The sequence below is a fragment of the Rhodococcus sp. 14-2496-1d genome (assembly GCF_002259365.1).
Classification (GTDB): domain Bacteria; phylum Actinomycetota; class Actinomycetes; order Mycobacteriales; family Mycobacteriaceae; genus Rhodococcoides.
Window position 1 is genome coordinate 196,511 of sequence record NZ_NPFV01000017.1, and the last position, 24,626, is coordinate 221,136.

General features: G+C 64.9%; 22 protein-coding genes. 16 read left to right on the plus strand and 6 right to left on the minus strand.

Annotated features, from left to right (window positions below; translation table 11 throughout):
* The first annotated feature begins 42 nt into the window (after positions 1–42).
* Positions 43–825, plus strand: a complete 783-nt coding sequence (locus CH296_RS13125) for an IclR family transcriptional regulator (RefSeq protein WP_176459064.1) — start codon at positions 43–45, stop codon at positions 823–825.
* On the opposite strand, the gene CH296_RS13130 is transcribed toward CH296_RS13125, so the two are convergent.
* Complete coding sequence (locus CH296_RS13130; RefSeq protein WP_179272852.1) at positions 822–1,094, minus strand: hypothetical protein; 273 nt, start codon at positions 1,092–1,094, stop codon at positions 822–824. The two genes, CH296_RS13125 and CH296_RS13130, sit on opposite strands and share 4 nt — an antisense overlap.
* A gap of 140 nt (positions 1,095–1,234) precedes the next feature.
* On the opposite strand from CH296_RS13130, the gene CH296_RS13135 reads away from it, so the two are divergent.
* Positions 1,235–3,538 carry a DUF222 domain-containing protein gene (locus CH296_RS13135; RefSeq protein WP_179277715.1) on the plus strand — a complete coding sequence of 768 codons (2,304 nt, stop codon included), beginning with the start codon at positions 1,235–1,237 and terminating at the stop codon, positions 3,536–3,538.
* 33 nt (positions 3,539–3,571) lie between these two features.
* On the opposite strand, the gene CH296_RS13140 is transcribed toward CH296_RS13135, so the two are convergent.
* Entirely contained in the window at positions 3,572–4,717 is a 1,146-nt protein-coding gene (locus CH296_RS13140; protein ID WP_179277716.1) for an NADH:flavin oxidoreductase, read from the minus strand.
* Positions 4,718–4,782: 65 nt separating this feature from the next.
* Here CH296_RS13140 and CH296_RS13145 point away from each other — a divergent pair, with 65 nt between their 5' ends.
* The 4 genes from CH296_RS13145 (at position 4,783) to CH296_RS13160 (ending at position 8,741) form a co-directional block, all read left to right on the plus strand.
* Entirely contained in the window at positions 4,783–5,604 is an 822-nt protein-coding gene (locus CH296_RS13145; protein ID WP_032395208.1) for a sulfurtransferase, read from the plus strand.
* 72 nt (positions 5,605–5,676) lie between these two features.
* The gene (locus CH296_RS13150) at positions 5,677–6,498 is read left to right on the plus strand and encodes an SDR family oxidoreductase (protein WP_094646694.1); all 822 of its coding nucleotides are present in this window, start codon (positions 5,677–5,679) and stop codon (positions 6,496–6,498) included.
* Positions 6,499–6,567: 69 nt separating this feature from the next.
* Positions 6,568–7,713, plus strand: coding sequence for an acyl-CoA dehydrogenase family protein (locus tag CH296_RS13155; RefSeq protein WP_371828369.1), 1,146 nt, complete (start codon positions 6,568–6,570; stop codon positions 7,711–7,713).
* Between the two features lie 44 nt (positions 7,714–7,757).
* Positions 7,758–8,741, plus strand: coding sequence for an ABC transporter substrate-binding protein (locus CH296_RS13160; protein WP_094684941.1), 984 nt, complete (start codon positions 7,758–7,760; stop codon positions 8,739–8,741).
* Here CH296_RS13160 and CH296_RS29550 read toward each other — a convergent pair.
* Together CH296_RS29550 and CH296_RS13170 are read right to left on the minus strand one after the other, a co-directional pair.
* Entirely contained in the window at positions 8,738–9,775 is a 1,038-nt protein-coding gene (locus CH296_RS29550; RefSeq protein WP_094684942.1) for a TIGR03086 family metal-binding protein, read from the minus strand. The genes CH296_RS13160 and CH296_RS29550 overlap by 4 nt on opposite strands.
* Positions 9,772–10,131, minus strand: coding sequence for a helix-turn-helix transcriptional regulator (locus tag CH296_RS13170; RefSeq protein WP_032395205.1), 360 nt, complete (start codon positions 10,129–10,131; stop codon positions 9,772–9,774). The genes CH296_RS29550 and CH296_RS13170 overlap by 4 nt, the downstream gene beginning before the upstream one ends.
* 775 nt (positions 10,132–10,906) lie before the next feature.
* Between CH296_RS13170 and CH296_RS13180 the strand changes: the two genes are divergently transcribed.
* The 6 genes from CH296_RS13180 to CH296_RS13205 all read left to right on the plus strand — a co-directional run bounded on the left by CH296_RS13180 (position 10,907) and on the right by CH296_RS13205 (position 17,189).
* Positions 10,907–11,509, plus strand: coding sequence for a DJ-1/PfpI family protein (locus CH296_RS13180; RefSeq protein WP_094684944.1), 603 nt, complete (start codon positions 10,907–10,909; stop codon positions 11,507–11,509).
* Positions 11,506–11,970, plus strand: a complete 465-nt coding sequence (locus CH296_RS13185) for a MarR family winged helix-turn-helix transcriptional regulator (protein ID WP_094684945.1) — start codon at positions 11,506–11,508, stop codon at positions 11,968–11,970. The genes CH296_RS13180 and CH296_RS13185 overlap by 4 nt, the downstream gene beginning before the upstream one ends.
* A gap of 7 nt (positions 11,971–11,977) precedes the next feature.
* On the plus strand, positions 11,978–13,216 hold the full coding sequence (locus CH296_RS13190) for a hypothetical protein (protein WP_094684946.1): 1,239 nt from the start codon (positions 11,978–11,980) through the stop codon (positions 13,214–13,216).
* Positions 13,217–13,238: 22 nt separating this feature from the next.
* Entirely contained in the window at positions 13,239–14,243 is a 1,005-nt protein-coding gene (locus CH296_RS13195; protein ID WP_094628648.1) for an aldo/keto reductase family protein, read from the plus strand.
* Positions 14,244–14,288: 45 nt separating this feature from the next.
* Positions 14,289–15,761 carry a carboxylesterase/lipase family protein gene (locus tag CH296_RS13200; protein WP_094684947.1) on the plus strand — a complete coding sequence of 491 codons (1,473 nt, stop codon included), beginning with the start codon at positions 14,289–14,291 and terminating at the stop codon, positions 15,759–15,761.
* Between the two features lie 63 nt (positions 15,762–15,824).
* Positions 15,825–17,189 carry an NAD(P)/FAD-dependent oxidoreductase gene (locus CH296_RS13205; protein WP_094684948.1) on the plus strand — a complete coding sequence of 455 codons (1,365 nt, stop codon included), beginning with the start codon at positions 15,825–15,827 and terminating at the stop codon, positions 17,187–17,189.
* 61 nt (positions 17,190–17,250) lie between these two features.
* On the opposite strand, the gene CH296_RS13210 is transcribed toward CH296_RS13205, so the two are convergent.
* Positions 17,251–19,092 (minus strand): NAD(P)/FAD-dependent oxidoreductase, encoded by a 1,842-nt coding sequence (locus CH296_RS13210; protein WP_094684949.1) that lies wholly within the window; start codon positions 19,090–19,092, stop codon positions 17,251–17,253.
* A gap of 237 nt (positions 19,093–19,329) precedes the next feature.
* On the opposite strand from CH296_RS13210, the gene CH296_RS13215 reads away from it, so the two are divergent.
* Entirely contained in the window at positions 19,330–20,115 is a 786-nt protein-coding gene (locus tag CH296_RS13215; RefSeq protein WP_094628640.1) for a hypothetical protein, read from the plus strand.
* A gap of 34 nt (positions 20,116–20,149) precedes the next feature.
* On the opposite strand, the gene CH296_RS13220 is transcribed toward CH296_RS13215, so the two are convergent.
* Positions 20,150–21,265: a hypothetical protein gene (locus CH296_RS13220; protein ID WP_094684984.1), complete on the minus strand. Its 1,116-nt coding sequence runs from the start codon at positions 21,263–21,265 to the stop codon at positions 20,150–20,152.
* A 181-nt stretch (positions 21,266–21,446) separates the two neighbouring features.
* On the opposite strand from CH296_RS13220, the gene CH296_RS13225 reads away from it, so the two are divergent.
* From CH296_RS13225 to CH296_RS13235, 3 genes are read left to right on the plus strand one after another with little or no spacing between them, the layout of a single operon-like run.
* Positions 21,447–22,505, plus strand: coding sequence for a 2,3-butanediol dehydrogenase (locus CH296_RS13225; RefSeq protein WP_094658888.1), 1,059 nt, complete (start codon positions 21,447–21,449; stop codon positions 22,503–22,505).
* Positions 22,502–23,269, plus strand: a complete 768-nt coding sequence (locus tag CH296_RS13230) for an acetoin reductase (RefSeq protein WP_094684950.1) — start codon at positions 22,502–22,504, stop codon at positions 23,267–23,269. The genes CH296_RS13225 and CH296_RS13230 overlap by 4 nt, the downstream gene beginning before the upstream one ends.
* A 44-nt stretch (positions 23,270–23,313) precedes the next feature.
* Positions 23,314–24,606: a GAF domain-containing protein gene (locus tag CH296_RS13235; protein ID WP_094684951.1), complete on the plus strand. Its 1,293-nt coding sequence runs from the start codon at positions 23,314–23,316 to the stop codon at positions 24,604–24,606.
* Positions 24,607–24,626: the final 20 nt, after the last annotated feature.

The following is a 24,626-nucleotide window of genomic DNA, read 5'->3' on the forward strand; positions in this document are numbered from 1 at the left end:
GATGCGGGCTCGGCGTCCACTGAGTGGACGTACTATGGCCAGGTGACCTCAGCGGAAGCCAACGCAAGTGTGATCGGCAAGATCTGTTCGTTGCTGCGCGCGGCGGGAAGCGAGGAGCCGTCGGGTGCCTCGACCACCGCGCTCGCTCGGGCGACCGGTATCGCGCGACCGACTGCACATCGCCTCTTGGCGTCTCTGGCCGACCAAGGGTTCATCGACCGCGACGCCGCCACCGGCCACTGGTCACTGGGCCCGGAGATCTACCTGCTCGGGTCGATGGCGGCATTGCGCTACGACATCACCGACCAGGCTCGAAAGATAGTGCAGGCGTTGGCTGCCGAGAGCGGAGAGAGTGCGTTCCTGTCGGTCCGGCGCGGAGCGGAGACCGTGTGCCTGCTTCGAGTGGAGGGGAGCTTTCCGTTGCGTTCGCACGTGTTGTACGAGGGGATTCGGCTTCCGCTCGGGGTGGCGTCCGCAGGTCTGGCCATTCTCGCTCACCTTCCCGATCGGGAGGTGGACGAGTACCTGGGTGGAGTCGACTTGGTTCCCGAGTGGGGAGAGACGCACTCGGACAACGCGATTCGACATCGCGTGGGACTCACCAGGACAACGGGGTTCGCCGTGAATCCTGGATTGCTGGTGGAGGGCAGCTGGGGTCTCGGTGCTGCCGTGTTCGACCGTGCCGGAGGTCCTGCGTGGGCGCTGAGCCTGACGGGTGTCGAGACGCGATTCCGTGATGATCGACGACGTGAGTTGGGCAAGCTGCTGCTCGACGCCGCCCATCGACTCACCGTGCAACTGGGGGAGCGTCCCGGCCCCGGCTAACTGTCCATCTCTTCGAGAATATCCGCGGCGTCCTGACTGCCTGCGGTGGCCAACCTCTGCAACTCCTCGCGGTCGCCGCGTTCACCGGCGAGCTCGACGAGGATGTCGACGGCATCACTGCTGCCCGCATCGGCGAGAGAGCGGAGTTCGTCGAGGTCGTTTCGAGAACCTGCGAGTTCGACCAACTGGTCGAGGGCGTCGTGATCGCCCTCGTGTGCCCGAGCTCGCAACTCGGCCATCTCGGACGCCGTGGAATCAGGCTCGCTCATGGGGTGGAGTGTAGAACGACGCGGCAACAATGGCAGGTCAGTCGCCTGCTGTTCGGCTCCAGCATTCTTGTCGGTGGCCCGGGTTACTGTTCTTTTTGTTCGAACAGGCGTTCTTGTTTCGGCTCACCGGGGGGTGGAAGATGGGTGCTGTACCGACCGTGTCACTGGAGGCGTTGACTGCTGCCGCGCGTGCGGAGAATCGGCAGGCGGCCCGCAAGATCACCGCCTGTTACGAGGTTCATCGGAGTTGGATCACCCACGACATCGAGTACAAGCATTACAGCCGGTACGGGCGCACCGAAATGGCGGTCGCGTTGGGGTGCTCGGCGACGGTCGCCGAATCGTATATCTCGGTCGGCGTCGCCCTGCACACCCGACTGCCCCTGCTGCGGAAAGCATTCGAGGGCGGGGAGGTCGACCTTGCGCGGGTGCGGACGGTGTGCCGGATCCTCGACAATCTCTCCGACGACATCGTCAGCTCCGTCGAAGCCGAGGTCGTCGAGGCAGCCCACCGGTTGTCGCCGGGTCCGCTCGAGAAGGAGATCTGGGACATCCTGCTGCGGGTCGCCCCCGAGGAAGCAGCAGCACTACGCGAGTTCGCGAGGAGGTTCCGGACCGTCACCTACACCCCGGCCGGGGAACTGGCCCGGATCCGGGCGGAGTTGACCGCCCCGGAAGCTGCCGCTGCGTGGCAGTTGCTCGAGGAGATGGCCGACACCTTGTGCCCGAAAGACCCGCGCGGTAAGAAGGAACGACTGTGCGATGCGTTCATGGCCCGCATGCACGGCGAACCCCGCTTGGCGTGCCTGTGCCGACGGGAGGACTGCCCCAAGGCGGATGCGGTGTTGCCCGATCGGCGGGTGCCGTTGACGATGGTCACCGTCGATATAGCCACCCTGATCGGGTTGCTTGCGAACCCGGCGTATCTGGCCGGGCACGGTTCCATCGATCCTGACCTCGCTCGGGAGTTGGCGCGCAACAGTCAGTGGCAGATCCTGCTCACCGACGCAGTTACCCTCGCTGAAAAACTCGGACTGGCTGTGCAGAACCCGGCAACCGGGGAATGGGAACGAACACCGAAAATGCAGACGCAGGAGTCGGACTCAGGGTCGGCAGCCACAGCGGACGCGGACTCAGGGACGAACACTGCGTCGGGAAGACGCGCTACCGAGACCCACAGCCGCACCGACAGCAACCCGGAGCCCCAGACCGAGGCCGAGTCGGAACCCGAGACCGAGGCCGAGTCCTGCTTGACCACAAGCACTTCCGATGATGTCGACACCGATGCCACCACTGCCCCGGAGGCGGATCCGTCGGACGGATCCGCTGCGCGCGGTGAGCCTGACATCGAATCAACCACCCCAGCTGCACCGGTGTCGGCAGCTCAATCTGCATCCGACCCGGGACCCGATTCCGGCAGTGGCTCCGACGCAGCGCAAGCGCCTGGGCCCATGCTCTCACCGGAGTCCGGCGCTGCACCCGACCGAAGCGAAACAGGCTCTGCTCCAGAGCGACTCGAGCGAACCGGGACGGTCCCGCCGACACCAGTACCACCACCGACAACAGGCCCCACGCCAGGAACAGTTATCCCGCCGGAACCGGGGACGGCGACATCACCGACTTCGATGCACGATCAGACGGAGAATCATCAGACGGAGGATCCCGCGGGGGACACCCCTGCCCGTTCAGCGGCCGATCCAGCTCCTTCCGAGACCGAGACCGAGACCGGGGCAGGCGCGGACGGGCAACGGCGGACGCAATCACTGACCTCCGCCGCAGCCCTGTTCTGCACCCACACTCCCGTCGGCCGGGGCACACGGCACAGCTCTACCCTCGACCTGCCCTTCGCAATCCGGCCCAACAACCGCACGATCCACACATCGGTAACCCGCACACCCGCCGGCCTCTATCTCGGCAACGCCTCCCTTGCCGCCGCACTCGAAGCCGCTATCGCCGCCGACCCCACCCTCGGCAACTCTGTACCCCGCGACCCACTCACCGACCGGGCCCTGATCTACCGACCCGACGCCCTCACCACCGCAGCCGTCCGATTCCGCGACAAACACTGCCGCTTCCCCGGCTGCCACCGCCCCGCCGCCCGCTGCCAACTCGACCACATCAACCCGTTCGACCACAGCAACCCCCTCGGCGGTGGCTGGACCACCGTCAACAATCTGCAGTGCCTCTGCGAATACCACCACACCGTCAAAACCGCCGGCTACTGGAAAGCCGTCATGCTCCCCGGCGGAGCGATCCTGTGGACATCGACATCGAAGACCACCCGAATCACCCTGCCCGCCAACGGCACCGCCGTCCCGATCCTCGGAAACGACCTCAGACCACACATCCCCACCCAACCGAGAAACTCCGGCATCATCGCCTACCCCGACCCGCCAGACAACCAACGGCCCGAGACAGACGACACGGCAGCACCGCCGTTCTAGGCGATGCTGCCGTGGATACCAGTACCCGCTGGGTCAGATCAGGTGCTGAATGTGGTCGCGGGTGAATTCGATGCGCTCGTCTACGCGGCCGTCTCCGACCTTGTTCACCCACTCGGGGTCGGACAGCAGCGCACGTCCGACGGCCACCAGATCGAATTCGTTGTCCTGGAACTGACCGACCAGCGCGTCGAGTCCGGTGACACCGGATGCGGCGTCCTCCGACCATGCCGAGGTGAACACCGAGTCGAGGCCGACCGAACCGACAGTGATCGTCGGAACGCCGGTGAGCTTGCGGGTCCACCCGGCCAAGCCCAGCTTTCCGTCGTTGCCGTCCAGCTCCGGGAATGCCGGATCCCAGTGGCGACGGGTCGAGGCGTGCAGGATGTCCACTCCGGCGTCGACCAGGGGAGTCAGGACTCGTCCGAGTTCCTCGGGGTTCTGCGCGATCCTGGCGTCGAAGTGATTGCTCTTCCACTGCGAGAATCGGTACACGATGGCGAAGTCCTCGCCCACCGCGGCGCGGATCGCGGCGACGACCTGCGCCGGGAAGCGCGTCCGAGCTTCGAGGGAACCGCCGAACTCGTCGTCGCGTACGTTGGTTGTGGCCCAAAGGAATTCGTCGAGCAGATACCCGTGCGCGCCGTGCAGCTCCAGGCCGTCGAAACCGGTGTTCTTCGTGTTGACCGCGGCCTGTACCCACTGCGAGGTGAGTTCGTCGAGGTCGGTGTCGGTGAATGCTCGACCCACCGAAGAACCGTCGAGTGCAATCCCCGACGGGCTGACGGTAGTGACGTCCGGGAACAGGCGGGGTTCGGTGCCGCGCTCGACGCCGAGGTGCCACAGCTGCGGGATGATGGCGCTGCCCTCGGCGTGCACGGCGTCGACGACGCCCTTCCAGCCCTCGAGGCTGGCGTCACCGTAGATCCGCGGGACGCGGGTGTGAGGGCCGGCTGCGGGATCGGGAATGTAGGTGCCCTCGGTGATGATGAGGCTCGTGCCACCGGCAGCGCGTTTGCGGTAGTACTCGGCCACATCGGGACCGGGGACGCCGTCTGGGGAAAAAGCGCGCGTCATCGGGGCCATGGCGAAGCGGTTGCGCAGCTTCAGCGATTTGACCTCGAACGGCTCGAAAAGCCCGGCGGTGGACAGATGCTGTGTTGTGGATGCAGTTTCGGTCACGCCTGCGGGCAACCTGCATCGACACCGAGCTATTCCCGACGCGAGGCTGTTAGCGTCGAAGCCTTATGAGCCCATCGCCGCTGATCTCTGCCGCCGAACTGCACGACCTCTTCGAGATGGGGCGCGGCCCGGTCCTACTCGACGTCCGATTCACGCTCCTCACCGGCAGCGACCGAGCCGGATACGAAGCCGGCCACATCCCGAACGCGCAATTCGTGGACCTCGACGCGGAGCTGGCGGCTCCGCCGGACAGTCGCGGACGCCACCCGTTGCCCGACGCCGAGACGTTCGTCGCAGCGATGCGCGGCGCCGGGGTCGACGACGACTCCTCCGTGGTGGTCTACGACGCAGGCCCAGCAACCGCCGCGGCGCGCGCGTGGTGGCTGCTGCGCTACTTCGGGCACCGCGACGTTCGGGTCCTCGACGGTGGCCTCGCCCAGTGGGTCGCAGCCGGATTTCCGATCGGGACCGAGCCGTCGATAGTGGCGGCCGGATCGTTCACCGCCCGACCATCGCTCGCACGCGTCCTCGATGTCGACGATGTGCTCGACTTCGCGCAGAACAACATCCTGCTCGACGCCCGCGCACCCGAACGGTTTCGTGGAGAAGTGGAGCCGGTGGATCCCGTCGCCGGTCACATCCCCGGTGCGGTCAATCGTCCGACGACCGAGAACGTCGATGCGGACGGGCGTTTCCTGCCTCCCGAGGTACTCGATGGCACATTCGGTGGACTCGTACCCGAGGGGAAGGACGTCGCCGTCTACTGCGGATCGGGGGTGACTGCGGCACATCAAATTCTCGCGCTCGAGTTGGCGGGCATCGATGCGGCGTTGTACCCGGGGTCGTGGTCGGGATGGATCACCGATCCGGCGCGCCCACGGGCGTAGGACACGTCCCCTGACCAGCGCGTTCATGCAACCAGGGTTGAACTTGAAACTGACTTCAACTATACCTGGGGCATGAAGGTTGAAGGCAGAGTTGCCATCGTCACCGGGGGTGGTGGCGGAATCGGCGGTGCCATCGCTGCCCGGCTCACCGAACACGGGGCACGCGTCGTCGTCTCCGACCTCGACGAATCCACAGCCCGGTCCGTGGTCGACGCCATCGAACGCGATCGGCCGGGAACGGCCGTCGCCGCTGCGGCGGACGCGTCGAACACCGAGGACATTCGACGGCTGATCGCGGTGGCCGAGGATTCGTTCGGACCCGTCGATCTCTACTTCGCCAACGCAGGCATCAGCGGCGCACCCGGACTCGACGCCGCCGAGCAGGACTGGGACCTCTCGTTCGACGTCAACGTGCGCGCGCACATTCGCGCCGCGCAGTTGCTGGTGCCGGGTTGGCTCGAACGCGGTGAGGGGTACTTCGTCAGCACCGCGTCCGCGGCCGGTCTGCTCACCCAGATCGGCTCGGCGACCTATGCAACGACTAAGCACGCGGCGGTCGGATTCGCCGAATGGATGAACGTCACCTACGGCAACCGTGGCATCCGCGTCAGCTGCCTGTGCCCGATGGGTGTCAACACCAAACTGCTCTACGAGGGACGTGAATCCGGAGATGCATTGGGAGCGGCGGCAACTGCCGCGGTTCTCAGTGCCGGTGCCGTGCTCGAACCGCTCGACGTCGCCGATGTGGTGCTCGACGCAATGGACCGCGAGCAGTTCCTGATCCTGCCGCACGAGAACGTACTGGACATGTACCGCAACAAGGGTGCCGATTACGACCGGTGGTTGCGCGGCATGCGTCGCTACCAGGACAGCTTGCTCGACAACAACCGATAGGGGCCCACCGTGGCATTTTTCGAGACCTCCGACCGCGCGAAGAAGTACGAGTCGGATCTGTTGGAGTTCATGGACTCTCACATCTATCCGGCCGAGGCAGTGTACGAGCAGCAGATGCTCGAGTCGGGTGACCCACACTTTCAGCCGCCGATCATCGAGGACCTGAAGAAGGAAGCGCGCTCGCGTGGACTGTGGAATCTGTTCCACCCGCATCCCGAGTGGGGCCCGGGCCTGACCAACCTCGAATACGCACCGCTGGCCGAGATCATGGGCCGCAGCCTGCTCGCTCCCGAGGCATGCAACTGCAACGCTCCGGACACCGGCAACATGGAGGTGTTCACGCTCTTCGGCACCGACGAGCACAAAGAGAAGTACTTGAAGCCGTTGCTGGACGGCACCATTCGTTCTGCCTTCGCGATGACCGAGCCCGACGTGGCCAGCTCCGATGCCACCAACATCGCGATGAAGATGGAGCGCGACGGTGACGATTTCATTCTCAACGGGCGCAAGTGGTGGACGTCCAATGCGATGCACAAGAACTGCAAGGTGCTCATCGTGATGGGCAAGACCGATCCCGAGGCGGCTACGCACCGCCAGCAGTCGATGCTGGTGGTACCCATCGACGCACCCGGTGTCACGGTGCTGCGCAACCTGCCGGTGTTCGGGTACATCGACCGCGAAGGCCACGCCGAGGTGCTCTTCGAGGACGTGCGGGTGCCGGCGAAGGATGTGCTGAAGGGGCCGGGTGAGGGCTTCGCCATCAGCCAAGCCCGCTTGGGGCCGGGCCGGATCCACCACGCCATGCGCACGATCGGCGTGGCCGAGCGTGCACTCGAATTGCTCTGTCGCCGTGCGGTATCGCGAGTGACGTTCGGCAAGCCGGTGGCGATGCGCTCGAACATTCAGGACTGGATCGCCGAGGCGCGCATCGAGATCGAGAAGACTCGACTGCTCACGTTCAAAGCCGCGTACCTGATGGACACCGTCGGGAACAAGGAAGCGCGTACCGAGATCGCCGCCATCAAGGTTGCGGCACCGGAGATGGCGCTGAAGATCATCGATCGTGCCATCCAGGTTCACGGCGGAGGCGGAGTGTCCAACGACTTCCCGCTCGCGATGATGTACGCGCACATCCGCACGCTGCGGCTCGCCGACGGTCCGGACGAGGTGCACAAGATGTCTATCGCGAAGATGGAGCTGAAGAAGTACCTGTGAAGGTAGCCCACCGTAGCAAGGTGAGCCTGTGCTAACTTCTGCGGATGAAACGGACATTCCTGGGGTGTGTGCTCGTTCTGACAACCGCGTCGGCGCTGGTCGCGTGCAGTAGCGGGGCAGCCGACGACGCCGGAACCGACGCCCGCACCGTCACGATCGACACACTTGCCGGGCCGACACAGATCACGGGAACGCCGGAGCGCATAGTCGCCTTCGGGCAGCAGTGGGTCGACGCGCTGCTGGAATTCGATGTGCAACCCGTCGGGTACGTCTCTGCCGGATCGAACGGCGACGAACGTGGGCTCTACCCCTGGCAGTCGGCAGTGAGTTCCGATGCCGAGATGCTCGACTCGGCTGCGGTCGGCCAGATGGACGGTGCGGTGCCGACCGAGCAGATCGCGGCGCTGCAGCCGGATCTGATCTTGGTGTCGGGGATCGCGTCGATCGAACCGTATGCAGGTCTGGCGGATTTCGCACCGACAATCTTGCCCAAGTCGGACAGGGTCGAGACCTGGGAATCGCAGATCGAGACCCTTGGCCTTGTGCTCGATCGGGAAGACGACGCTCGGCGAATCATCGACGAGGGCCACGCCGTCACCGACGACATCAAGAAGGACTATCCGGGACTCGACGGAAAGACAGCGGTGCTCTCTCAGTTCGTCTTCGACTCCCAGCAGCTTGCTGTCGTCGCCGACCCCGAAGACGGCGCTGCCCAAGTGTTCGGCAGCATCGGGCTCAGTGTGCCGCAGAGTCTGGTCGATTCACCCGACATCTCGCACGGACGCATCGTGCTCAGCCCCGAGCGTCTCGACGTGTTGACGGCCGATCTGGTCGTGATGCTTCCCAATGGGGGAACGCGGGAAGACCTGGAGAAGCTTCCGGGATTCTCAACTCTGCCTGCGGCGGCGGGTGGTGGAGTAGCCGTGGTGGACTACGCTACGGTCGTCGGTTTCAATACACCGTCGAAGGCGTCGGTCGAGCACTCGCTGAACAAGATTCGGCCACAACTCGAGGCGGTGGCGACTTAGCTCCGGGGTGACCAAGCCGGGTCCCGTCCGATGAAGGCCATCAGCTTGTCCTGTGGGGATGCGTCGTCGGCGACGGGGACGGCGGGGCCGTACTGCCCACTGTCCCGCAACATCTGCTCCATCGGTCGCATGGCCTCCAAGGCTGCAGCGCAGCGCTCCTGACCCAGATCAGGCTCTCGGCCAAGGGCTTTCGCCAGGTCCCAGGAGTGCATCCAGACGTCGGCGGTATAGAACATCTCGATCGCCTTGTCCACCGGCATGTCTCCGGTGTGCGGGTTGCTCAGAATCCGGCCGGCGGGGTCGTCGAGAATTGCTTGGATGTCGGCGACGTGCTGGGTCCAGGCCGCGGCCGGGTCGGCTTCGACGTCCAGGGTCTGCAGTTCGACACCGGCCCCGCCGGCGAGAAAACCGCGAGACCACTCGATCAGGTGCTTCACGACATCGATTGCCGCCCAGCCTGATACCGGGCTCGGGCGTGACCAGTCCTCGGGCGACGCGAACAGGACGAGTGCGGTGAAGGCTGCCGCGTCCTGCATGTGCTGCCCAGCCGGCCCCGTTCGTTGCGCGAGCAGTTCGTCGAGCTTGTCGTAGCCCTCCTTCACGCCTACGTCCATTCCACTGGAGAGCATGCCGTCGCGAGAGGCGAAGTCCGACATCACACTGAGCACTCTGAGCAGCGTGCCCCCGCCTTCGCGGTTCTCGAACGTGAGCGTCTCGAGCGCGACCGAATCTGGCTGGCCCTCGTAGGTGAAGGTCCACACGATTCGTTCGTTCGGGCGCACCTCGTGGAAGCTGCCGAAGAAGGAGGCAATTTCCTCACCGTCACGGTCGTTGGCGAACGCCCACGCGCCTCCGGTGTGGCCCTGCCACTTCAGGATTCGGGTCGTCAACGATCGCGGACCAACCCACTGGCGATACAGCTCGGGGTCGATGTGAGCGCGAAACACCCGCTCCGGTGCCGCATCGAACTCTCGAATGATCTCGATCGTGGGGACTTTCTCGTCCGCAACGATCTCGGTTTCGTGCGCGGTCATGACACTTCCTTCGTCTCGGTGGTCTTGTCGTCTGCGATGGTTTCCAGCAGGGCATCGAGGCGTCGATACCGTTGCTCTGCTTCCTGGCGATAACGCTCGATCCATTTCGTCATCAGGCCGAACACCTCGGCGTCGAGATGCACCGGACGACGCTGGGCATCCTTGCTGCGGGTGACCAATCCGGCCGCTTCGAGCACCTTCACGTGCTTCGACACCGCTTGCAGGCTGATGTCGTACGACTCGGCCAGCTCGCTGACGTTCGCATCCGCCCCGGCGAGTCGAGCGACGATGTCGCGTCGCGTCGGGTCGGCCAAGGCAGCGAACGTCCTGTTGAGCTGCTCAGTTCGATCGTCCATGGTGTCCTCACTGTGTGGTGCCGCCGAGAATAGGCCGCCCGCCGAACGTAGTCAACCAATTGGTTGATAAAGGGATCGCCTACCCTGGCCCCATGAGCGTCGGTGATGACATGGTGCGAGACGTGCTTTCCCATGCTCCGGGCCATCCGCTACGGGTGGCCATCGACGGAGTGACGGCTTCCGGTAAGTCCACGTGCGCACGATGGCTTGTGGATGCTGTTGCAGCACATGGTCGTCCGTCCATGCATGTGACGATGGACGGTTTTCATCACCGGCGCGCCCACCGTTACCGACAGGGTCGGGCGTCGGCCCTCGGCTACTACCGGGATGCCTACGACTTCGACGCGCTCCGAACACACGTGCTGATTCCGTTGGGGCCGAACGGAAGCAATGCCATTCGGCGGCGGATCATCGATCTGGTGACGGACGAGCCGGTGGAAGATCCGCCTGAGCCGGTGCCTACCGGCGCGATCGTCGTGGTGGACGGAACATTTCTCCATCGGCCCGCTGCCCGACTATTGGGACTACACCGTCTTCGTCGACACCCCCATGGAACTCGCGCGAGCCCGAGGTGTCGCCAGGGATGCGTATGCGCTCGGCGGCACGGAAGCGGCAGGTAGGGCCTTCGATCAGCGTTATCACGCGGCGTGCCGGATCTATCTCGACGAGGTGGGTCCACGCGAGCGAGCTACTCGGGTGCTTCCGGGTATTGACAGTCTGCTGTCAATCGAGTGATAATGGACAGCATCCTGTCAATCTACTCGGAGGACGTCCGATGACCACCACCATTGCGCTGTACGCCACCGACACCATGGCCGACTGGGAGTACGGATACCTCATCGCCGGACTTGCCATGGCCCGTGAACAAGACCCGGACGCCAACAGGCTGATCATCGCCTCCGAGGCCGGGGAGGCTGTCACAACGATGGGAGGTGTCCGCATCGTTCCCGACGTCTCGGTCGCCGATATTCCGACCCTCGATGCCCTGATTCTGCCCGGTGCGGACACTTGGAACTCCGGGCACGACACGGTACTGAGGCTGGCCGCCGAACTGGTTGCGGCGGGGAAACCGATCGCGGCGATTTGCGGTGCCACCTACGGGCTGGCTCGGACCGGGCTGCTCAACGACCGGCCACATACGTCCAATGCTGCCGAATTCCTAACTGCTGCAGAGCAATACAGCGGAGACGAGCACTACCGAGAAGAAAAGGCAGTGTCCGACGGCACAGTGATCACCGCGGGAGGCGTGAACCCGCTCGAGTTCGCGAAGCTGGTATTCGAGCGGTTGAACGTGTTTCCGCAGCCCGTCGTCGATGCCTGGTACGGCCTCTACAAGACGGGCGATCGCAAGTACTACGACCAGCTCGTGAACGCATGAAGCATCGCACACCCGAGGGCGATGCGCTGACAGAGTTGGTGTTGCCCGTCTTCGAGCTCAACGGCGAATTTCTCGCTGCCGCACACGACATCACCGAGCCGACGGGTCTGACGCCGGCGTGGTGGCAGGTTCTCGGTGCCACCCTGGACGAGCCGTTATCGGTCGCCGACATCGCGCGACGCGTCGGGCTCGGGTTGGCGCGGCAGAGCGTGCAGCGGACGGCAAACCTGTTGGTGGACAAAGGTTGGGCCGTCTACGTCGACAACCCGAACCACAAGCGCGCAAAGCTGTTGGAACCCACTCCCAAGGGGCGGGACACCGTTGCACAGCTGCGGGATGCGCAACATGCATGGTCCGATGCGGTGGGAGCCGCGGTGGGAGAGAGTGAACTGCGTGCCTTCTCCGCCACCCTCGGCAAGATCCTGGCGGCATCCCGGCACTATCGCGGCGGCAGTGCATAATTCGGGCATGACTGCGCTCGGGGTACTGCTGACCGGATTGCTGGCAGGATTGTCGATGCAGCCGGACGGGATCGATATCCTCGGCGACGCCGGCTTCGGCGGGGTGCTGTTCTCCAGTGGCGGCGGAGGAGTCGCGGTGGCAGTGATTCTGGCGTCGGGTCTGGCGATGTTCGTTCGTCGGCGCAGTATTCTGGCCGGCCTGTCCGTCGCCGCTGCTGTCGCCATCGGTGGCTCGGTGCTGCTGCTCTCGTCCGACTTCGTCGAGGTGGTGGCAGGCGGAGTTCTGTTGGGATGCAGCGCAGTACATGCCAATCGCGAACGAGTTCGTCAGGCGCTGCTGGCCGCGTCGTTCGTTCTCGGACTGCTCAGCACAGGCGCGATCGAAGCGTTGCAGTACTCAGGCATTCCACGGCGTTACGCCGACTACCTCGCCGAATCCGAGCTGGGTACACCGGTGGTCGTGCCGGTGCTCTGCGTGCTCGTGGGGTTGGCAGCGGCGTGGGCGGCTCGCGTCGAAAGCCAGGCCCACAGCCCGGCCACCGATCGTGGTGTTCGCACGGGCTCGGCGATACTGCTGGTGGCGATCGGTGGGCTATTGCTCGATATGCTGTTCGGGCACAGCGTGTTCCATGGTGAGTACGGGTTCAGTGGCCGGTGGTATTTCGGTCTCTTCGTCGTACCCGTGTTGTTCGGGGCGGCCGGCTTGCTGCCGGGTCGCGGTGGCGTGACGGTTCTCGCCGGAACGGCCGTGTTGCTCGCCTCGACCACCACGTCGGGGGTGGGGATCAGTGCCTCGGACTGGGTCTGGACACTCGGACTCGTGGCCGTCATCGCACTGTCGGTTGTGGCCGGCGCTGCACTCGGATTGCGTTGGGGGCGTCCGATGGTCGGTGTCGCAGTGCTGGCGGTGGTCTGCGCGACGGCACTGTTCGCGCAGCCGCCGCTGGACAACGTTCACTATGTGGCGTCTCTGATCGTGTTTCCGGCTGCTACGGCCTACCTCTACGTGGCGTGCACACCCGCCGACCCTGCACCGGCGACCCTCGGCCTCGCGGTGCCGGTCGCGATCACCGTGCCGATGGTGGTCACCTACGGCTGGACGGCGTACACGCCATTGAGCACCATCGACACCAGTACCTCCTCGCCCACTGCCGACTTGTGGCTCTCGACCGGTGCGGCCGTCGTGACGGTCGTCCTCTGCGGCGTCGGGATGTGGGCTCTCGGTCGTCGGCCACTATCGAACTGACCACCGGAGTACCGTTTTCTGTATGGCTTACAGATACCTCGGAAACAGTGGACTGAAGATTTCGGAGATCACCTACGGCAACTGGTTGACGCACGGATCGCAGGTGGAGAACGACATCGCAACCCAGTGCGTGCGCGCGGCGCTCGATGCGGGCATCACCACCTTCGATACCGCCGACGTGTACGCCAATGGGGCGGCAGAGGCCGTCCTCGGTGACGCGCTGAAGGGCGAGCGTCGGGAATCGCTGGAGATTTTCACCAAGGTCTACTTCCCAGTCGGGCCCAAGGGTCCCAACGACACCGGACTCTCTCGCAAGCACATCCTCGAAGGCATCGACGCCTCGCTGCGTCGGCTCGGCACCGACTACGTCGACCTCTACCAAGCGCATCGCTACGACGTCGAGACACCGCTCGAAGAGACCATTGCCGCCTTCGGTGACGTCGTCCGCCAGGGAAAGGCGCTCTACATCGGCGTCTCCGAATGGACCGCCGACCAGCTCCGGGCCGGTCAGGAACTCGCCCGCCAGAACGGCTTCTCGATCATCTCGAACCAGCCGCAGTACTCGGCGCTGTGGCGCGTCATCGAGGATCAGGTGATCCCGACGTCGAAGGAACTGGGCATCTCGCAGATCGTCTGGTCGCCCATCGCCCAGGGCGTGCTCACCGGAAAGTACCTCCCCGGTCAGCCTTTGCCCGACGGCTCTCGCGCCAAGGACGACAAGGGCGGCGACAAGATGATCGCCCGCTACCTCGATGATCAGACCCTCACCCGGGTGCAGCAGCTGAAGCCGATCGCCGACGATCTCGGAATCACCATGGCGCAGTTGGCCGTTGCGTGGGTACTGGCCAACGACAACATCGCCGCCGCACTCGTCGGGGCCTCCCGCCCCGAGCAGATCGCCGAGAACATCAAGGCCTCCGAAGTGACGCTCGACGCCGACGTGCTCGCCAAGATCGACGACGCCCTCGGCGATTCCGTCGAGCGAGACCCGGGCAAGACGGGTTCACCCGAGGCACGTCTGGTCTGACCGCCTGAGGGCGTCGGTCCGATCCGAACAGGGTAGTAATGAGGTATGGACACGATCACCGTCGATACACCTCAGGGCCAGGTTCGCGGTCGGACCGACGCAGGCATCATCTCGTTCCTCGGAGTTCCGTACGCCGAGGCCCCGTTCGGGCCCCGCCGATTCCAGGCACCCTCGCCGCCGCCGACCTGGAACGGCGTGCGCGACGCCCTCGAACTCGGGGCCACCGTCCCCAAGGTGGGCTACCGGCCGCCGACCAGCGAGATCCTCAGCGAGCCGGTGGTACCCGGCGAAGAGTGCCTCAACGTCAACGTCTTCACCCCCGACGTCGCGGGATCGGCACCGGTCTTCGTCTGGATCCACGGCGGCGCATTCGTCAACGGCAGCAACGCCATTCCCACGTACGACGGTTCCGCCTTCGCCCGGGACGGTGTCGTCGCCGTGGTGATCAACTACCGCCTCGGAGTCGACGGTTTCGCACTGATCGACGGTGCCCCGGCCAACCGCGGAATGCTCGATCAGGTCGCGGCGCTCGAATGGGTACGTGACCACATCGCCTCCTACGGCGGCGACCCCGCGAAGGTGACCATCGCGGGAGAATCTGCCGGGGCGATGAGCGTCGGCACCCTGATGTCGATGCCCAGTGCCGAGGGACTCTTCCAGCGGGCGATTCTGCAGAGCGGAGCCGGGCACCACGTCATCACCGCCGAGACCGCCGCGAAGGTCTCTGCGGCGTTGGCGTCCTCGCTCGGCGTCGATGCCTCGGTCGACGGCCTGGGTTCGGTACCGGTGGATGCGTTGGTGGACGCACAACGCGAACTGTCCGATCGGATCACCGCCGAGGCCCCGACCGGAGCGTGGGGTGAGCTGGCCCTGAACGTGATGGCCTTCGAACCGTACATCGACGGCGATATCGTTCCGGCACTGCCCTTTTCGCGTATCGGCCACGGCGCGAGCGCGCAGGTGGACGTGTTGATCGGCACCACCAGCGAAGAGCACGCCTTCTTCATCGTCCCGGCCGGCCTGGTCCCGCACCTCACCGAGGACTACGTGAAGATGGTCCTCGCCGGGTACCGAGCCGATGCGTCGGCGCTGGAGAAGTACCGCGAACAGCTGCCCGACGCCTCTGCCGGCGAGCTGATGATCGCCGTCATGACCGACTGGTTCTTCCGTATCCCGGCGACGCGTCTGGTCGAAGCCCGCTCCGGCAACGCCTTCGTCTACGAATTCACCTGGCGCTCATCGCTGTTCGACGGTGCCCTCGGTGCCTGCCACGCACTCGAGATCCCGTTCGTGTTCGACATGTTGCACAAGCCCGAGACCTCGCGCATCACGGGACCGAACCCGCCTCAGCAGGTGGCCGACCTGATGCACCGCGCCTGGGTCGACTTCGTGCGCGACGGCACCCCCGGCTGGGACTCGTACGGCACCGACCGCGCCGTGATGATGTTCGGCAACGAGCCCGGCGTCGCCCTCGATCCGAGGCCGGCGACACGCGCGGTGTGGGACGGGGTGCGCTGACCTCCGCTCCACAACCTCCGAACGTCGTCTGCGAGGCCTCCCGCCGTCGGGTTAATCTCGGATATGCGCAGATTCCTTCCCGGTTTCGGTTCGAGTTCTCCGGCCCCCGCGCGGCCTGCTCGCGTCGTGGTGGTCGGTGGCGGCTTCGGCGGATTCAACGCTCTGCAGCGGCTGACGAAGCTGCTGGGGCCCGACCGCGCCGTGCTGACGTTGGTGGCTCCCACCGACTACCTGCTCTACAGTCCGCTGCTGCCCGAGGTCGCCACCGGTGTGCTCGATCCGCGGGACATCGCCGTCTCCACTCGTCAGGCACTGCCGGGCGTCAAGTTGGTGCTCGGTCACGTCACCACCGTCGATTTCGAGGCGCGCGAGCTGACGGTGACCGGCCCCGACGGTGACTCGACGCTCGAGTGGGACAAGCTGATACTCGCGCCCGGTTCGGTGACCAAGCAGTTCGACATCCCCGGCGTCGACGAGCATGCGTACGGGCTCAAGACGTTGAGCGAGGCCGTCTACATCCGCAACCATGTGCTCGCGCAACTCGACGCGGCCGATGCCCTGCCCGACACCCCGGAAGGCCGGAGCGAACGCGCCGAGCGGTTGACCGTGGTGGCCGTGGGTGCGGGCTACACCGGCACCGAATTCGTTGCCCAGATGCAGAATTGGGTTCGCGGTATCGCATCCCGATGGGCGACCGTCGACCCCGACGAGGTGCGCTGGGTGCTCGTCGACGTGGCCGACGCGGTACTTCCCGAGCTCGGTGAGCGACTCGGTCGAGAAGCGCTCGCCGTGCTCGACGAAAGGGGTGTGGACGTGCGGCTCGGTGTGTCGGTGGCCTCGGCCACCGCAACGTCGGTGACGCTCACCGACGACGAGGTCATTCCGTCCCGAACTCTGGTCTGGGGAGCAGGCGTCGCACCGAGCCCTCTCATCACGCAGCTGGGTCTACCGACAGCGGGCGGACGCCTCGTCGTGCGGGCGGACATGACCGTCCCCGACGTATCGGACGTATGGGCGATCGGCGACGCGGCCGCAGTCCCCGACCTCGCCGCCGACCCGTCGAAGCCGACACCACCGACGGCTCAGCACGCCCAGCGGCAGGGCGTTGCCGTCGCACGCAATGTCGCGGCGTCGATGGGCGTCGGGCAGGCACGTCCGTACAAGCACAAGGATCTGGGGTTGGTCGCCGACCTCGGCGGATTCGACGGTGTCGCAAAACCACTCGGCATTCCGCTGACCGGACCGGTGGCGAAGTTCGTCGCGCGCGGATATCACCTCTACGCGTTGCCGACGGTCTCCGCCCGAGTGCGGGTGGCGACGGACTGGCTCTATTCCTCGGTGCTGCCGACGCGGGTCGTCAACCTCGCGCAGGTGCGATCCGAGGATGCGCTGATCAAGAAGGCTCAGGCAATCGATCTGTACGACTAGAGCGGCTGCGCCGCACGTGAGCGGAAGTTCGTAGCAGGCTACGAACTTCCGCTCACATGAGTCACCGCAGGTGATGCACTTCCTGCAACCCGTAGACCGGGGTGTCGATGCCCTCGTAGCGCGCCTTGATCTGCAGTGCCAGGTACAGCGAATAGTGCCGGGACTGATGCAGATTGCCGCCGTGGAACCAGAAGTTCTCCTGCTGCGTCGGCTTCCACATGTTGCGCTGCTCGCCCTCCCACGGACCGGGATCCTTGGTGGTGTTCGAGCCGAGTCCCCAGCACTTGCCGACCTTGTCCGCGGTCTCCTGATCGATCAGATCGGCGACCCAGCCGTTCATCGAGCCGTAGCCGGTGGCGTAGACGATGAGATCCGCCGGAAGCTCGGTGCCGTCGTCGAGTACGACGCCGGTCTTGCTGATCCGTTCCACCTGTCCGGCAACGAGTTTGATCTTCCCGTCCGCGACCAGCTCGGATGCGCCGACGTCGATGTAGTAGCCCGAGCCGCGCCGCAGGTACTTCATGAACAGACCGGATCCGTCGTCACCGAAATCGAGTTGGAACCCGGCCTTCTCCAGCCGGTCGTAGAAGTCCTTGTCCTGCTCCGCGATCTGCTGATACACCGGAATCTGGAACTCGTGCATGATCCGATAGGGCAAGGAAGCGAACGTCAGATCGGCCTTGCCCGTGGTCATTCCGGACTCGACGGCCCGCTCGGAGTACAGATCTCCCAGCGCGATCTCGCACAGTGAATCGGACTTGACGATGTGCGTCGACGAGCGCTGCAGCATCGTGACGTCGACGCCCGTCTCGTACAGTGCCTTGCAGATGTCGTGCGCAGAATTGTTGGAACCGACCACCACGACGCGCTTGCCGACATACGCGTCGGGACCGGGGTGTTCGCTGGAATGATGCTGCTCGCCCTCGAACTCGTCCATGCCGGGGAAGTTCGGAACATTCTTCTTGCCGGACATTCCGGTAGCCATCACCAACTGCTTGGGCCGCAGAATCACTTCCTCACCGTCGCGATCGACGACGACCGTCCACTCCTTCGCCACCTCGTCGTAGGTGGCGGACTTCGCGGTGGTCTTGCTCCAGTACGGCACCTCCATGACCTTGGTGTACATCTCGAGCCAGTCGCCGATCTTGTCCTTCGGCGCGAACACCGGCCAATTCGGCGGGAACGGCAGGTAGGGGAGGTGGTCGTACCACACCGGATCGTGCAGGCACAGCGACTTGTAACGTCCGCGCCACTGGTCGCCGGGACGGTCGGCGCGGTCGACGACGATCGCGGGCACACCGAGCTGCCGGAACCGCGCGCCCAGAGCGATGCCGCCCTGGCCTCCGCCGATCACGAGGGCGTACGGCTGCACGCTGTAACCGAGCTCGGACTCCTCGATCTCCTTCTTCTCCGCCCAGTTCTGGGTGTCGGCATTCGAGCCGTGCACCGCACCCTTGATGCGAGTCCTGCCCTGCCGTTCCTCGTATCCCTTGAGCTCCTGCATCGTGGTGAGCAACGTCCAGGCCACGTCGTCGCCCGTGTCCGCGTCCACCGTCAGGCGCAGATGTCCTTTGCCGCGGCTCGTGGCGGTCTCGAACTCGATCCACGCCGAGACGACGCCGTCCGCCTCGTCGGGAACCTCGGTGGTGTGAAAGCCCGTGGGATCGGTGTCGTCGAGGCGCTCGGACAGCATGTCGCTGACACCGTCACGGCCTTCGACGGTCTTGAGATTCCAGGTGAAGGTCACGAGATCGCGCCAGAAGCTGCTGACGGCGAACATGCCGGCAACGCGGGGGATATCACGTGCGACCAGGGCTTCCTCGAACTTCGACAGCCAGGCGTCGACCCGTTCCTGCGGGGTGTGCGTGCGGGTGATCTCGATCGGCTCGATGGTCTGGGTCATGAAAACTCCTAGCGATTCGTGGTTCCAGCGATGTGACCCAGCACACTCCTGATGCGCGCAGGGGTCGAGAGTTGCAGTGGGTTGCAGTGCGAATCGGGTGCAGACGACCGCGCTCACCGCGGTCGTCTGCACCGGATTTTTCCTATTTGCGACAGGCGCACTGGGTTGTATTTCACGTCCCGCTGACTGGGGCGTTAGAGTTCGAGAAATTTCCGGGGGGAAACAATGATTCGTCGTATGGCTGCAGCTCTTGTTCTGGTCGCTCTGACAGGGTGTTCCTCGTCATCACAGGACGAGCCTGCCGTCGCTTCCGGCACACGGTCTCCGTTGGTCCCGTGCATCGACTCCGTCGGCGAGAACTCGACGTTGACCGTCATGGGTGACGCGCTTCTTCACACGCCGTATCTGCGGGTGCGGGGCAAAGTGCGCACGCAATTCGAGGAAGAGTTCTACTGGCGTAACGGTCAGCCCGACGACCCTTTCGACGTGCGCCGTCTGAGCGCGTTCGTACCCGGTGGAAGCAAGACTGCCTTGCTGTACCCGAACACACCTGCCGGCGGCGATGCGCAATTCGCCGCAGCCACGTGCGGTCTCGAATTCGAGTGGAAGGCAGGCCTGTCGTCCAGCGAGTTCGAGTCGGTGGTCTCGACCCCGGGATTCTTGCGCAGTCTGGGCCGTCGACTCTGCACCGACATCGAGATGTCGGGCGATACTGTCGATTACCTGGCCAGGGCCGATGAGGAGCTGGCCGAATCCGAGGACAACGCTGCCGGTGCCGTCGACTTCATGAGAGCGATGCACCGGAACTCGCTGCAGGACCGCCTCGACTACCTTGCCTCTCCCGTGGAGCCGGGTGAGCTTCCGGAGAATCGGCGCAGTGCCCGACATGATGTGATCGAGTTGCAGGACATCCTCGGGCGACTGGAGAAGGAAACCGATGAACATCTTCTGCAGATCAAACGGGATCGGGTCGAGTTCATCAGGGCCGCACTGACATTTCAGTGTCCAGCGCTCGACGACTGATCGGGTCTTCGGTGGTGGAGTACCCCGATCGAACTCAGCCGGCCGACAGCTTTTTCAACCCCAACGACTGGAATCCGACGACGTAGATCAACGTCCACAGCACCAGCCAGTCGACGAACCCCAGCGCGTTCCCGGAGATACCGGCGGCAACCGCGGGCTCGTGCAGGATGTGCTCGGCGAGGACGAAGTAGTAGGCCAGGAACGTGCCGATGGCCAGGGCGAATGTCAGCATCGCGCGCCCCGCCGCTGGGAATCGGTTACCGAAGCCGTTGGCCCAGAAAATCATCCAGAACGCCCAGCACACGCCGATCTGCGCAGGGAACTGGTTGATCACGGAGCCGAGTTCGGCCGTGGCATCGGACCCGACGAGCAGCTTCGCCAGTGGAACCATCAGGAAGTAGATCGCCGTACCGAGAACGGCGTTGCCGACAGTTGCCGCCAGTGCGGTACGTCCGCCGCCGCCTGCCAGTTTCCACGGCCAGTTGTCGAGGGTCTGGCCGGTGAGGATCACCGAGACGACGATCGAATAGAACCAACCCAGGGCAGTGTCGACGGACATCACAGGATCTGTGGCCGAGAGCGAGACCGAGGGCAATCCGAACACGAAGTACAACGCGAGAGTCGGGACGGCGACGAAGGCGATCTCGCACAGCCCGATCAGCGGTTGCTTCATACGCAGTACGGTCCACGGCCAGTGCTGCCAGTTGAGGACCACCATCACCCAGGTACCGAATCCGAAGAGTACGAACAGAGCACCAGCGAAATATCCCAGTCCGCCTGCACGAGAGCCGGCGAAATCCGGATACAGCGCACCGAGCCCGTTGCCGAGGATCCAGGTGACCGCAACGGCGAAGACGCCCGTGGAGACGAGGATGGCGAGCCCGCGCATCGGTTGCTTCAGGGACTCGAAACCGGCGAACTCGCAATCGAATCCGATGAACACGATGAACAGAATTGCCCAGAACAGCGCCGCGTTGAACGGGAGGGGATAGAAGTTCCACGGGCTGGTGGTGGGGTCGGCCAGCAGATACCAGGTCGCCAGAGAAACGACGACTACGACGGCGAGGTTGGCGATTCCGAACAGGAGCCAGTTGCCCTGTGGGGTATCGATTTTCGGCTTGCTCACAGGTCGATCTGCGGTTGCGGTCATGTGGTGCTCGTTTCCGTGAGGCGACAGTGTCGCCGTCACTATGAGCTCGATCACAACCGCGCGTCAGGGTTGCGGCAGGTTGCAGCTCGGCCGCGGCACTGCAACGCGCTGCAACCCTGGCGCTTGTGCTCCGGGTCACATAGACCTGTGTGCATATCCGATCCAGTCAGGAGTGAGACCGATGCGCGCAGCTGTGTATTACGGACCCAACAAGGTGGAGATCACCGACGTTCCCGAGCCCAGTCCCGGTGAAGGCCAGGTCAAGGTCAAGGTCGGGTTCAACGGAATCTGCGGAACCGACCTGCACGAGTACTACGCAGGCCCCATCTTCATCCCCACCTCGCCGCATCCGCTGACCGGACAGGAGATGCCGCTGGTGCTGGGCCACGAGTTCTCGGGAACGGTCACCGAGCTCGGGAAGGGCGTGACCGGCATCGCGGTGGGCGACCGCGTGGCCATCGAGCCGCTGTACCGCTGCGGCCACTGTGGACCGTGCCGGGCGGGCAACTACAACATCTGCGCGCAGATCGGTTTCCACGGACTGATGTCCGACGGCGGAATGGCCGAATACACCGTCGTGCCCACCGACATGATCCATGCCTTGCCCGACAACGTCTCGCTCGAACTCGGAGCCCTCGTAGAACCGATGTCGGTTGCCTATCATGCTGCGACACTGGGAGATCCGAAGCCCGAGGATACCGCGATGGTGTTCGGAGCCGGCCCCATCGGTATCGGACTGTGGTTCGCACTGCGCGGCAAGGGACTGGGCAACGTCTACGTCGTCGAGCCCTCGCCGACGCGTCGAGCATCGATCGAAGCACTCGGTGCGAAGACACTCGATCCGACGGCCGTCGACGTCCCTGCGTTCATCGCCGACCTCACCGACGGCAACGGGGCCGACGCCATCTACGACGCGGCAGGCGTGCAACCTGCCGTCGAGACCGCCCTCGGGTGCATCGGAGCGCGTAAACCGCTGGTCAGCGTCGCGATCTACGAAAAGCCTTTGACCACACCGCTGCAGAAGCTGGTGATGAACGAATCTCGGATTCAGGGCTCGCTCTGCTACACCGCCGCCGACTACGAGGCCGTCATCGACCTGATGAGCCAGGGCCACTACGACACGACGGGGTGGGTGGACAAGATCACGCTCGACGGCGTCATCGACGACGGATTCGAGGCGCTGCATGCGGGCACCAAGATGAAGGTCCTGGTCGACCCCTCCACCGGAGCAGCGTCATGAGCGCGGTGTTGGTGACGGGCGCCGGGCAGGGCATCGGCCGGGCCATCGCGTTGCGGTTGGCAAACGACGGCCACGACATCGCGCTGGCCGACCTGAACGAGGACAAGATTGCAGACGTGGCCGACGAGGTGCGTCGAACAGGCTCGAAAGCAACGACATTCGTGGCCGATGTCAGCGATCGCGATCAGGTGTTCGCCGCCGTCGAACACACCAACGAGGCACTCGGCGGCTTCGACGTGATCGTCAACAACGCGGGCATCGCGCAGGTCGCCCCACTCGACGATGTGCGCCCCGAGGACGTCGCGAAGATCTGGGCCGTCAACGTCGACGGCGTGCTGTGGGGAATCCAAGCTGCCGCAGCGAAATTCAAGGTTCTCGGCCGGAAGGGCAAGATCATCAACGCGTCCTCGATCGCCGGTCACGACGGGTTCGCGATGCTCGGGGTCTACAGCGCAACGAAATTCGCGGTTCGTGCCCTGACCCAGGCAGCGGCGAAGGAGTATGCCGCCGAGGGAATCACCGTCAACGCGTACTGCCCCGGTGTGGTCGGAACCGACATGTGGGTCACCATCGACAAGCGATTCGCCGAGTTGACCGGTGCTGCCGAAGGCGAGACGTACGACAAATTCGTCGGCGGTATCGCCCTAGGTCGCGCGCAGACGCCCGAGGACGTCGCAGCGTTCGTCTCGTATCTCGCTGGGCCCGACTCGGACTACATGACGGGCCAGGCACCGTCGATCGACGGTGGTCTGGTCTATCGGTGACCCCCGTTCATGCCGATTTGTGAGCTGGAGCACAATTGACTGTGATGACGCAGTCGACAGGCCCCGAACCTGCGCTGGCGGCCGGCGAAGACCCGCGCCGCTACGCGCAGATTCTCACGGCCGTGTACGACGCGACCATGACCGGCGGCAAGTCGCCCGCACGGCCCCGTGAGGTCATCGGGGACTCGTGGCGGCGGTTGCAGACCCTGGGTATCGATCCGGAGTTGGGTAACCCCGCCGAGGCGCAGATGGACGTCTCCGACCTCGAGCTGAGCCGTCGAGAATCGGGATTGTTCGACATCCTCGACGACCTGGCGCGCGGACTGGAGTCGGTGGTGCAGGACGGCGACAACATACTCGTGGTCGCCGATCGGCACGGCAGGGTGCTGTGGCGCAGCGGATCGACCTCGGTGCTGGACCGGGCCGACGACCTCGGCTTCGTGGAAGGCGCGAACTGGGCCGAGGATTCGGTGGGTACCAACGCCATCGGAACTGCCCTGGTCTCACGCCGCGCGGTCCAGATCTTCTCGGCCGAACACTATGTGCGCAGCCATCATTCGTGGACCTGCGCCGGAGCGCCGATCCGTGATCCGCGAACCGGTCAGGTGCTGGGCGCGATCGACGTCAGCGGGCCGGCCAAGACGGTGCACCCCACCACCATCGCGCTGGTCGACGCCGTCGCACGATTGGCCGAATCCCAACTGCGAGAACTGCATCGGAGCACACTGGATCGACTGCGGTCGGTGGCCGCACCGATGCTCGCGCGACTGCAAACCCCGGCCCTGGCCGTCGACGCGAACGGCTGGGTCGCGGCCGTCGAATCGGTGGCGTTGCGCAATCGCATCCTGCTACCCGAGGACCTCGCGACCGGACGCTTCTGGCTGCCGACCCTGGGCGTGTGCGACTTCGAACCCCTGCCCGGTGGATGGCTCGTCCGACCCACCAGCACGATGGATTCCGGCGTCGCCGACATCGGATCGACGAGAATCCGTATCGACCTGCGCAATTCGCAGAAGCCTCGCATCGAAGTGCGCAGCGAGGTGGGGGAGTGGACCCACGAACCGACACCCCGGCACGCCGAAATCATGTACCTGCTCGCCACCCATCGCCAAGGACGTACCGCCTCACAGATGGCGGCCGATCTCTTCGGCGACGACGGCCGCGCGATCACGGTACGGGCCGAGATGTCGCGGCTGCGCAAACACCTCGCCGGAATCATCTCCACGCAGCCGTATCGGTTGGACGAATCGGCGACCGTTGAGGTGATCACGCCGTCGGAGATGAGTCGGTTGCTCCCGCATTCGTCGGCTCCTGCGATCCGGGCGGCACGGGGCTGAGCCGTAGCGCAGAATCGGGG